Raw genomic sequence first — 11,838 nt, forward strand, 5'->3', positions numbered from 1 at the left:
CCGATAAGTACTACATGAAACACTGTACGTCTTTGGTTTTTCTAGCGATTCTGCTATTGATGCAAACATCCTTTGCGTCCCCATATTCATTGACGTACCAAGGCCGCATCCTTAAATCCAACAACAACCCGCTTGAATACAACAACGTAAGCTTCTTGTTTTCGATTATGGCTCCGAACGGAAGCTGTATCATCTATCAAGAACAAGTCGACGGTATTGATATGACAAACTCGGGCGGTGTGTTTGACGTTTCAATTGGTTCAGGAACTAAGAGTTACCCTGTCGCACCTTCCTTTGCACTGCCCGACGCTTTTGACAACTCCAGCGACATCACTTGTAAAGGCGGCGCGACCTATTCACCCGTCCTTGATGATGGTCGTTTGTTGCGTGTGCAATTTCACGACGGCGTAGGCTGGCAAACTATTTCTCCAGACAACGTCATTCGCAATGTGCCTTACGCACTTCATTCAGCAGTTGCACAAAAACTTGGAACTAATGTCGCTTCTGACTTCGTTAAAAAAGTTGAAGTCAATGGCAACACAACTTGTGATAGTGGCAACTTCTTAACTTGGAATGCGACGACAAAATCATTTGGTTGCTCCGGTGTGTCTGGCGCAAGCGGTGGTACAGTTACGAATATTTCTTCTGCAAATTCTTACCTGAGTGTTGCGAATGGGTCAGCAAATGCAACATTAACCTTAAACGTAGGTACCGTTGCAAATACGGTCGCTGCTGGTAATGATCCACGCATCGTAAACGCCATTCAGTCGGGTTCGTCAGCAAGTGGCGACCTAAGTGGAACTTATCCAGGTCCTTCTGTTATCGCTCTTCGTGGAGTTGGAATTTCAGCAACGACTCCAACGTCAGGACAATTCTTTAAATTCAATGGTACGAACTGGACTCCGGCTGCTATTGCGATAAGTGACGTTACAAACTTAACAACGACGTTATCGGGCTATCAAACAACATCTGCATTTAATACAGCAGTTGGTTCTGCAAATTGTGCTGCTTATGAAACTCCGTATTGGAATTCAGTTGCGGGTAAATTCTTGTGTCAGGCAATCAATGTATCACTAGCTGGTGATGTGAGTGGAACTATCGGTGCTGCATCTGTAGATAAAATTAAAGGCTATGACATTGATTTATCTTCTGCACCAACGAATGGTCAGGTTTTAAAATATAACGGCACAAAATGGGTTGCCGCTAGCGATAACAATGGCGGTGGGACTGTAACTTCAGTTTCTGCTTCAGCACCGTTGTCTGTCACTAACGGTACAACAACTCCCGCACTTTCAATTTCACAAGCGACGACTTCGACGAATGGTTATTTGTCATCTGCAGATTGGAACACTTTTAATTCTAAGCAAGCTGCGGGCAATTATGTCACAGCATTAACTGGTGATGTGACGGCCACAGGTCCTGGTTCTGCGGCTGCAACAGTTGCGAAACTCCAGGGTTCAACTTTAACAATCACGACCCCTGCGAATAAAGATTATCTAAAATACAATGGTACTGCTTTTGTGAATTCACCTTTGGCTGCAAGTGACTTAAGCGGAACTATTCCAGCTGCGAATCTTCCTGCATTTACTGGTGATGTGACTTCTTCTGCTGGCTCAACGACTTTAACATTGGCGGCGGCTGGAACTGCTGGAACTTACTATAAAGTAACGACAGATTCTAAAGGTCGTGTTACTTCGGGTGCTACTTCATTGGTAGCAGCTGATATTCCAGCCCTTGATTGGTCAAAAATCACGACGGGTAAACCGAATTCGTTAAGTGGTTACGGAATTAATGATCAATTGGTCTCTAATGCTGGAGGCACACCATCAATTCAAACAGGTCTTGATGCTTCAAAACCAGGAACACCTTCTGCGGGTGCAATTTACTTCGCCACAGATTCAAAAGTTATTTATCAATACAACTCTGGTGCGTGGGTATCAATTGCTTCGGCAACTGGTTCTGGTGGTACGATTACAGGCGTGACGGCTGGTACGGGTTTGTCTGGTGGTGGTACAACTGGCAGTGTAACACTGAATCTTGCAAACACTGCGGTAACTGCGGGTTCATATACTCGTGCAACTATTACGGTTGATGCTCAAGGTAGAATTACCTCCGCAGCAAATGGTGCAGCGATTGATTTAACTTCTGGAGTTACAAACATTTTACCAATCGCGAATGGCGGTACTGGCGCTTCAACAGCGTTAGGTGCGATAAACGCTTTATCTCCTTTAACTACTAAAGGTGATATCTTAGTTCGCGATGCCACGAACAACATTCGTTTCCCTGTAGGTACGAACGGTCAGGTATTATCTGCTGATTCTGCGCAAACGAGTGGTTTGAAATGGATTACTCCTACAAATGGCACGGTAACGAATGTCACTGGCACTTTACCGATCGTTGTGGCAACCGGAACTTCAACTCCAGCAATCAGTGTGAATGCTGCAACAACATCCGCTCAAGGTGTGGTGCAAGTAGGTTCTGGTATCGCTGTTTCTTCGGGAACGATCTCCGCTGATCCAGCAAACTTCCCTTCTCTTGTTCCAATTGCTAAAGGTGGTACAGCTGCATCCTCAATCACTGCAAATAGCCTAGTTGCCGCAAACGGAACTGGCAGTGCTTATCAATCATTCACTTGCGGTGTTGGACAATTAATTACATTCAATGCCAGCGGCGTTGCGGGTTGTTCGACTTATACGACTGCGGGTGTTTACGTCAATGGCGGCAATGCTTTCGGCTCTGCCGCAACTTTAGGAACAACAGATAGCAATTCGCTGTCACTGATGACTGGCAACACGAATCGTTTCACCTTAGATACTTCAGGCAATGCGACTTTCATTAATGGTGGCTCGACATCAACGACACCAATGGTGACCATCCAAGGTGGCGCTGCGGTTACCACAAACATTGCCTTGCGCTTATATGACGCTGGTACTGGTGGTAGTAACGACAACTACCTTGAATTCGCATCAAACAATGGCTCGGGTCCTGTGGCTACATCACGCATTCACTCGATGGGACTTGGAACTCAATCAGTAAATGGTGCCTCTTTGTATTTTGAAACGGCCAGCGACAACGCCGGCACATGGAATTCAAATCAATTAGTTTTAGCAAACAGCGGCAAGGTGGGTATCGGAACTAGTTCGCCTGCTGCGCCCCTTGATGTCATCGGCAATACTGGTTGGATCCGTGTTCAACAATCAAGTCCCGATACAAACGGGCCTGCAATTGGTTTTGCTAAATCTCGAGGTACGACAGCCGCACCAGCGCAAACGCTCAAAGGTGACCGTATCGGTGCGTTGTATGCGACTGGTTATACTTCTGGTGGCGCCTACGGCACCAACAACGGGGCACTGCAATTCGTAGCAGCAGAAGATTTCACAGCCACAGGCAACGGAACAAAAATTGATTTTGGCGTCACTCCAGTTGGTGGAACGGCTCGCCTTTCACGCATGACTTTAGATAGCACAGGCTTCTTAGGCCTTGGCACTTCTTCACCAACAAGTATGCTTCATGTAGAATCAGCAAGTGTTGTCGGCAATCAATCGATGGTACTCTTAAAAGGCAACCAACCAGCGGGTGACGTTGATGACAATTCTGCTGTCAGCATGGATTTCACTTTAACGGATTCAAATACGAACGCTCCAACAAACCCACAAGCGCGCATCGCTGCAAAAGTAGGTTCGATTCATGGAACTGCAGCTGGTGAAGCTTCGGGACAATTGGCGTTCTATACATCCGTAGGCGACACGACCAACCAAACTTTCAATACCAACACCCTTGTTGAACGCATGCGTATCACTGAAAACGGTGACGTTGGAATCGGCACATCAAGTCCTGGCATTAACAACGATTTAATGGGTCGTACTTTCCTAACACTTAAAGGAAGAGGCACAACCGCACCGTACGGTTCAGGTATCTTGCAATTAACTTCGAATGCAGTTGATGGCGTGGGAACTAATCTGGGTAATATTGAATGGATGGATCTAAATAATAATCAGGCCAGCCAACGTGTTGGTTATATCAGCATGGGCACATCAACTGCGACGGCAAACAACCGCGGCGCTGACATGGCGTTCGCAACAAGACCAGACGCTGGCACTGGTGCCATTGAGCGCATGAGAATCAACGCTATCGGTAACGTCGCCATCGGTACAACTAATAATAATATCAATGGTAAATCATCAGCTCTACTAGTCAGCAGTTCCAACGCGAATGGCTGGGCCATCTCAACTTATATTCCGACGACAGCAAATGCCAACCAAATTACATTCAACAATCCAAATGGCGAAGTGGGTGTGATTAACACATCCGGCTCAACGACAACATACAGCACGACATCAGACCGTCGCATGAAAACCAACATCGCAGACCTCGATGCCGAGAAAAACGATGCGATCTTCGACAAACTCCAACCACGCAAATGGAACTGGAAATACGAACAAGGCCAACCGCAAGGCGAAGGATTTATCGCTCAAGAACTTTATGAGTTGATCCCAGCAGCTGTCAGCAAAGGCGAAGGCTCAGCCAATAGCAAACCTGGCGACAAAGATTTTAAAATGTGGACCGTCGACTATAGTAAGCTCACGCCTTATCTTGTCGCGGAAGCAAAATATTTGAAAAAGAAAATTGTAGATCTAACTGCAAAAGTGCAAACATTGTTCACAACAACTGACCAACACTCCCGCGAAATCGCGTCACTTAAAGAGCAAAATATTGTGATGAGAAAAAACTCAGAACAATTACGTCACGAGAACGAAAAAATAAAAGCCAACGCACTTCACTTGGAACAACAAAACCAAATGATGAAGTCCTACCTATGCAAAAAAGACCCAAGCGCCCCATTCTGCAAATAACCCCAACGCAAACACTCAACCAAAAGTAAGTCCATACCTTCTCGACGAAAACCAAAAATAAGCCACACCCGTCCCGGTCCGCTTTCGATCTCATAGTCGCAAACTCTGTCGACATTTTTTTGATTCTTATTATTCGAAGATACATTTTCTGAAGAAGTATTTCAGCGCTTCTGCGTAGAGCGGCCTTCGTCGGCGCCACGATGGCGCGAACCACAGCGCAGCTGTGGCGACGATCGAGCCCGGACGGCGTGCCGCTCGAAGAAGAAGTGCTGAAATACTTCTTCAGAAAATCCCCGCACTACGAAAAACGAAGACCCAAAAAGTACGAAGCCCGTCCGACTATGAATCGAAACGGGCTCAGATCTCCCCCACAGAGATAATCTTTTAAATCTAAATTTGAATATTAAAGCGCTTGCGCTTTAGCGATGATCGCTGGAACTTGATCAAGGTGCGCTTTACCGTACTTGATCATAGCGATTGCATCTTTTTGAAGAAGTTTACCTTGCGCCATTTTTTCGCAAAGAACTGGCTCCAAAGGATCTGTGATTGTGTACACGCTTACGTGTTGTGGCCACAAGTTATCTTCAGAGTTCGCGCCACCCATGCACAATGGAATATAGTGATCGATTTTGAATTTTTGACGATCCATTTGCAAAGTGCGGTAGCCGATTTTGTCGTATTCACGGAAAACGTCTTTTTTAGTGCCTGAATCAACATTGCGTTCGCAGTAGTTAATACCTTCTGGATAGCGGTGTGATGTTGGACGTGTGCAAAGAGCACCAGGAGTTAGGTTAGCGTCTGGGCCTTTTGGGAATTGATCCGCAGCCTGAGACACAACAGAAACAAGGGACACAAGAGCAAGAGCGATTAACGTCTTCATTCTATCTCCAAATAGACCATCATTTACGGCGATGGGTAGAAACGCCGGACCGTATCTCCGACTTATATTTGCGTTCGTGCGGTTACTGATAGCCGTGAGATTTCTTACTTGCAATCAAAATAAAAAAGGTCTGCGCTTTTGACGCAGACCTAAAATAAACAATTTCCAGTGGATTAACAATTGTAAATCCATGATTTTACAGCGTTTGGATTAGTATTCGTCCTCTTCGACGCCGCCACCGCTGTCGCCCATACCACGAACTTCTTCGATGTAGGCGCTTGTATCTTCTTCAAATTCGTTTTCACCCACTGATTCATCGATCTCAAGCTCTTGAATAGCAGCCAAGAAGTCTTTTTCAGTGCGCAAATCACGACGGATCATCTCCAAGAATTTATCTGGATAACGAGACGTCAACTCTTCTACGTAACGCTCAAGTTTACCATCTTGAAGGATCTTCTTACGAACTTGGATTTTCTTCCAGAACATCAAGTAGTGGAAACGGCAGTAAGCATCAACAACTGCGATCTGATCGCAATCACGAGCACGGCAGTAACGACGACCTTCAGCATCTGTCAGGATGATTTCTTCATCTGATTTTGCTTTCTCTTCGCCCGTCCACTCTTCAACAAGATCCACATCTTCTTCAGACTCTTCAACGGCTTTCAGTTCTTCTTCGTACTCGCCGATTTCATCGCCCATCATGTCGTCATCGGCGATAAAGTCATCATCAAGATCAGATTCTTCTTTTTCTTTACCTTTAGCAGCCTTGCCTTTTTTAGGAGCTTTCGCATCCTTCTTAGGAGCTTCTTTAGCAGCCGCAGGTTGAGGCGCTGCTGCTTTCGCAGGAGCTTTTTTCGCCGTCTCTTTAGCTTCGGCTTTTACTTCCTTCGCAGCAGGTTTTGCTGCAGGAGTTTTTGCTTCCGCTTTCGCAACGGGTTTGGCTTTCGCTTCAACCTTTTTCTTAAGCTCAGGTTTTTTTGAAGCCGCTGCCTTCGCAGGAGCTTTTGCTTCAACCTTTTTCTTCACGACAGTTTTTGGTGCCGCTTTTTTAGCTGGAGCTGGCTTTGCAGCCGCTTTCGCTGGAGCTTTTTTTACAGGTTTTGCTGCGGCTTTCGCTGCAGGCTTCTTTTTAACGATTTTTGCCATATTGTACCTAGGTTAGCTAAAACTGATTGAGGCTATTCAACAAGATCAGACGCACACTCGCATCAAGCATTGCGTCATGAAGACCTACTTCAACAGCCTGATACAAGCTGTGATGTATTTATAAATTTGTGTCAACTCATTTTACGATAATTGCGCCGTCTTGACTGCGCACAAAAATACTTCCGCGTTGACCTTCACCGCGCAAACGACCACGCACGCTTTTCTCAGAGCTTAATTTGTTCACACGAAGTTCGTTAGGAACAAAAATATCACCTTCGATTGTAAGCAGATTGACGCTCGCTCCCGAGCCCGCAGGTGCTTGAACTTGCACGCGACCTGCTTTGGATTTGATATCGACTTCAGAATCCATCGCCATTTGCACTGTGACAGAACCTTCTTGATTTTGACCATCCACGCGTCCTTGGAAACCTTGGATATTCAAACCACCTTTGCCATTTTCAAATTGCAAAGTTCCTGTGCCCTGCAAAATTTTAGCAGGACCAATTTGTGAAGTGATTGCGCAAAAGCCATGCACTTTCTCAAGAGAAAGTGGACCTGTGAACAAAGAGGCATCAACGTCGCCTTGGACATTCTTAATGCTCATGCTACCTGCATAAGTGTCCGCACTGACTTTCCCTGTATGATCTGCGACGTTCACGTCACCTTTTTGCACGTAAACTTGCAAGTTGCCGGAGCCATTCAACGAAGACACGCGGCCCTGAGTCAAACTCACCTTCAAGTCTTTGCTCCATTTTTGCGCAACAACGGAGCCACCGCGCAAATGAATTTCCGTGGGAACGGGTAAACCTGAAATCTCAATTTTTCTCAGTTGTGATGACGCTTTTGGCAAGATATTCATCCAGGCTTTTTTGCCGTCGTATTCATTCATACGCACTTCGATGATATTATCTTTTTTGGAGATCACATAAGCGCCTTCTGCCGAAGAATTCTCGTCAACACCGACTACTTTCACGGCATTACTTCCCGGGATAGAAACAAGCTGGACCTGCGCTTCAAGTCCTTTAAGGACCAAACGATCGCCTTCTTGAACTGGCACAGCAAAAGCCGCTGCGAAAACAGGCTGAATAATAAGCTTTGCTAGAATGAGGCTCATCGCTGACATGCGTTGTCTCCAAGGTCTGATGGTGTGTGATGTCTTGACTCAGACTCTATTTAAGTAAATCTTTTTACGATTTTCAACATTAAGAGGTGAATAAATGGAAAATGTAGTGATTGTCAGCAGCGTAAGAACCCCAGTGGCTTCTTTCCAAGGCGCGTTCGGATCTGTACCTGCACCAAAGCTCGGTGCAGCAGCTATCAAAGAGGCGCTAAATCGTGCGCAAGTTTCTCCAAATGAAGTTGATGAAGTGATCATGGGCGAGGTCTTGACTGCAGGTGTTGGTCAAGCTCCAGCTCGTCAAGCGGCGTTGTATGCAGGACTTAGCAACAACACTCCAGCAATGACGATCAATAAAGTTTGTGGTTCTGGTTTGAAAGCCGTCATGCTTGCGGCAGATAACATCCAATTGGGTAATACAAAAATCGCAATCGCTGGCGGTCAAGAGAACATGACTTTGGCTCCGCACTTGCTTGAAAATTCTCGTTCTGGTTACCGCATGGGTCCGACACAAATGACAGACTCTATGATCAAAGACGGTTTGTGGGATCCATACAACAATTTCCACATGGGTAATGCGGCAGAAATCTGCGTGAAAGAACATAACTTCACTCGTGAAGAACAAGATGCTTTCGCAGTTGATTCCTACAAAAAAGCACAAAAAGCTTGGGCTGATGGCGCATTCAAAAATGAAATCGTTGCAGTAACAGTTGAGGGCCGCAAAGGCGCCGTAACTGTTGATAAAGACGAAGAGCCATTCAACACAAACTTCGATAAAATTCCTGGTTTGAAACCAGCTTTCGATAAAGCAGGCACTATCACTGCGGCGAACGCTTCAAAAATCAACGACGGTGGCGCAGCTCACGTGTTGATGTCTGAAAGCGAAGCTAAAAAACGTGGTTTGAAACCACTTGCGAAAATCGTTGCTCACGGCACATTCGCACACGAACCAAAATACTTCACAACAGCTCCAGTCGGCGCGATCAAAAAAGCGTTGTCTAAAGCAGGTTTGAATGTTGGTGATATCGATCTTTGGGAGATCAACGAAGCATTCGCAGTTGTGACTCAAGTTGCAATGAAAGAACTTGAAATCCCTGCAGCAAAAGTAAACGTACACGGTGGTGCGGTTGCGATCGGTCATCCGATCGGTGCTTCTGGTGCGCGTATCTTGACGACTCTTGTGCATGCTCTTCACACTCACAACAAACGCTATGGTCTAGCGACTTTGTGTATCGGTGGTGGTGAAGCAGTCGCTTTGATTATTGAAAAAGCGTAGGCCGCTATGAGCAGCAAAGTTTATAAAGACGCCATGTCAGCTTTGGCTGGCGTCAAAGACGGAATGACTTTGGTCGTTGGCGGATTTGGTCTTTGTGGTATTCCGGAAAACTGCATTTCTGCTTTGACTGAAATCGGCGTAAAAAATCTGACGTGCGTTTCTAACAACGCCGGCGTTGACGATTTCGGTTTGGGTTTGCTTTTGCAAAAACGCCAAATCAAAAAAATGATTTCATCATACGTTGGTGAAAACGCCTTGTTCGAAAAGTTGTACATGAGCGGTGAACTTGAAGTTGAATTCTGCCCACAAGGCACTTTGGCTGAACGCATTCGCGCTGGTGGTGCGGGAATCCCAGGATTCTACACTGCAACGGGCGTGGGTACGCAAATCGCTGAAGGCAAAGAAATCAAAAACTTCAACGGTCGCGATTATGTTCTAGAGCGCGGTATTGTTGGCGACTTCGCACTTGTGAAAGCTTGGAAAGGCGACAAGTTCGGAAATTTGATTTTCAGAAAAACAGCTCGCAACTTTAATCCGATGGCAGCAACCGCTGGTAAAATCACAGTTGTTGAAGTTGAAGAATTAGTTGAAGTTGGCGAATTAGATCCAGATCAAATTCACACTCCTGGCGTTTACGTACAACGTATCTTCCAAGGTACGAACTACCAAAAACGTATCGAACAAAAAACTGTGAGCAAGGGGTAAGTCATGCCATTAACAAGAGAACAAATTGCTCAACGTATTTCTAAAGAAGTTCAAGATGGCTACACTGTAAACTTAGGTATCGGCATTCCAACTTTAGTTGCAAACTACATCCCTGCCGACAAAACGGTTATGTTACAGAGCGAAAACGGCCTTTTGGGCATGGGTCCCTTCCCGAAAGAATCGGAAGTCGATCCAGATCTTATCAACGCTGGCAAACAAACTGTGACAACAGTTAAAGGCTCAAGCTTCTTTTCAAGTGCTGACAGCTTTGCGATGATTCGCGGTGGTCACGTTGATTTGACTGTGCTTGGTGCGATGGAAGTTGACGAACAAGGTTCGATCGCTAACTGGATGGTTCCTGGCAAAATGGTAAAAGGTATGGGCGGCGCCATGGATCTTGTTGCTGGTGCTCAGAACGTGATCGTGGCCATGCAACACACGGACAAAGAAGGCAATTCTAAGCTTCGTACGAAATGCACTCTGCCTTTGACTGGTATTAAATGTATCAAGAAAATCGTCAGCGATTTCGGCGTGATCGAAGTAACTCCTCAAGGTTTTGTCTTGAAAGAGTACGCTCCTGATTTGACTCCAGAAAAAGTTTTAGCAGCCACTGAAGGCAAGATGACCATCGCGCCTGACTGCAAAGCTATGACGTTCTAGTTAACAATAGAAGACTCTGGTTACAGGGTCTTCTATCTCTCTTATCTGTCTTGTTTTGAATCATCTCTGATCTTTAGTCTAGCCTTCGGGTTTTGCTGAATTGCACCTCTGGTTCTTTCCATAGATAATCTAAGTCTATTCTTCGAGAGGACTTACCTGTGGCAGACGCAAAGAAAATCGCAAAAGACCATTACTTGTTCCGTGAAGGCGACGCGCCTGATGCGATGTACATCGTAAAATCTGGAACTTTAGCTGTCACAAAAACTAAAGGTAACACCGAAGTTGTTCTTGCTGAAATTCAAGCCGGCGCAATGGTTGGCGAGATGGCCTTGTTCGACAATAAACCTCGCAGTGCCAACGTCAAAGCGACTAAAGAAACAGAAGTGATCGCTCTGCCCTATGATTCATTGAACAAACAAATGGATACGTTGCCAGTGTGGGTTCGCGCGATCATGAAAAACCTGAATGAAAATTTGCGTGAAGCCAACAAGAAGATCAAACTTCTGGAAAATTCAAATCCGAATGAAGAGCGCTTCCCGCCTCATATCGTAAATAAATATCTTTCCATTCTAAATTTGGTTGGCAACAAATACGGAAAAGCCGAGCCAAATGATGGTTTGAGCATTTCATCAGTCTTGCTTCGCAACTACACAATTCAAATCTTTCAAGAAGCCACAAACAAAATGCAAACTGTTGTGAATGCATTGACGGATCTTGGTTATGTGACTCAAGAAGATCGCGGCGATGGTTCGCAAAAAATCACGAACCTAAAACCGCAAGAATTGTTTGGCTTTGTTGATTGGTATAACGAGTGGTTGTTCAAACAAGAAAAAGATCGCTTACCAGAAATCACAGAAGCTGAAGTCAAAATCTTGAATGGCATTTTGCTATTTGCAAAACGCTCAGAGCCAGATCGTAAAGGTCTTTACAAAGTAAACTTAAACGACGTACAGAACGAATCCATGAAAGAAACTGGCAGCTTGATCAAAGTGGATGACGTGAATCCGTTGATCGAGAAAAAATATCTGACGGAAAAAATTATGGACACAGCCGGCGTGTACATTCTTGTCGAGCTACCTTACGTCGAGCCGCTTGCACGCAACTGGACGCTAGTTAACAACCTCCGTAAAAAACTCAGATAATATCCGAGCAAAAGTTTCAATAGAGCGCATGTACTTTAGCATGCGCCTCATACACTCAA

The 11,838-nt window shown here is 45.4% G+C and carries 8 protein-coding genes and 1 riboswitch; of the genes, 5 read left to right on the forward strand and 3 right to left on the reverse strand.

Annotated features, from left to right (window positions below):
• The first annotated feature begins 14 nt into the window (after positions 1-14).
• The gene (locus tag DOE51_RS09810; RefSeq protein ID WP_142696390.1) at positions 15-4,853 is read left to right on the forward strand and encodes a tail fiber domain-containing protein; all 4,839 of its coding nucleotides are present in this window, start codon (positions 15-17) and stop codon (positions 4,851-4,853) included.
• Positions 4,854-5,256: 403 nt separating this feature from the next.
• Here the strand turns inward: DOE51_RS09810 and DOE51_RS09815 are convergent, their stop codons facing one another.
• From DOE51_RS09815 to DOE51_RS09825, 3 genes are all read right to left on the reverse strand, one after another.
• Complete coding sequence (locus DOE51_RS09815) at positions 5,257-5,733, reverse strand: hypothetical protein (RefSeq protein WP_142696391.1); 477 nt, start codon at positions 5,731-5,733, stop codon at positions 5,257-5,259.
• A riboswitch (purine riboswitch) is annotated at positions 5,726-5,823 on the reverse strand. Its footprint overlaps the gene before it by 8 nt.
• Positions 5,824-5,943: 120 nt before the next feature.
• A complete protein-coding gene (locus tag DOE51_RS09820) occupies positions 5,944-6,879 on the reverse strand; it encodes a hypothetical protein (RefSeq protein ID WP_142696392.1) in 936 nt (311 codons plus the stop codon).
• 136 nt (positions 6,880-7,015) lie between these two features.
• Positions 7,016-8,002: a DUF4097 family beta strand repeat-containing protein gene (locus tag DOE51_RS09825; protein WP_246845023.1), complete on the reverse strand. Its 987-nt coding sequence runs from the start codon at positions 8,000-8,002 to the stop codon at positions 7,016-7,018.
• 94 nt (positions 8,003-8,096) lie between these two features.
• On the opposite strand from DOE51_RS09825, the gene DOE51_RS09830 reads away from it, so the two are divergent.
• The 4 genes from DOE51_RS09830 (at position 8,097) to DOE51_RS09845 (ending at position 11,779) form a co-directional block, all read left to right on the forward strand.
• Complete coding sequence (locus tag DOE51_RS09830) at positions 8,097-9,272, forward strand: thiolase family protein (RefSeq protein ID WP_142696393.1); 1,176 nt, start codon at positions 8,097-8,099, stop codon at positions 9,270-9,272.
• A 6-nt stretch (positions 9,273-9,278) separates the two neighbouring features.
• Positions 9,279-9,977 carry a CoA transferase subunit A gene (locus tag DOE51_RS09835; protein WP_142696394.1) on the forward strand — a complete coding sequence of 233 codons (699 nt, stop codon included), beginning with the start codon at positions 9,279-9,281 and terminating at the stop codon, positions 9,975-9,977.
• Positions 9,978-9,980: 3 nt separating this feature from the next.
• The gene (locus tag DOE51_RS09840) at positions 9,981-10,637 is read left to right on the forward strand and encodes a 3-oxoacid CoA-transferase subunit B (RefSeq protein WP_142696395.1); all 657 of its coding nucleotides are present in this window, start codon (positions 9,981-9,983) and stop codon (positions 10,635-10,637) included.
• A gap of 158 nt (positions 10,638-10,795) precedes the next feature.
• Positions 10,796-11,779: a Crp/Fnr family transcriptional regulator gene (locus DOE51_RS09845; protein WP_142696396.1), complete on the forward strand. Its 984-nt coding sequence runs from the start codon at positions 10,796-10,798 to the stop codon at positions 11,777-11,779.
• The last annotated feature ends 59 nt before the right edge of the window (positions 11,780-11,838 follow it).

It is taken from the genome of Bdellovibrio sp. NC01 (assembly GCF_006874625.1).
GTDB lineage: Bacteria > Bdellovibrionota > Bdellovibrionia > Bdellovibrionales > Bdellovibrionaceae > Bdellovibrio.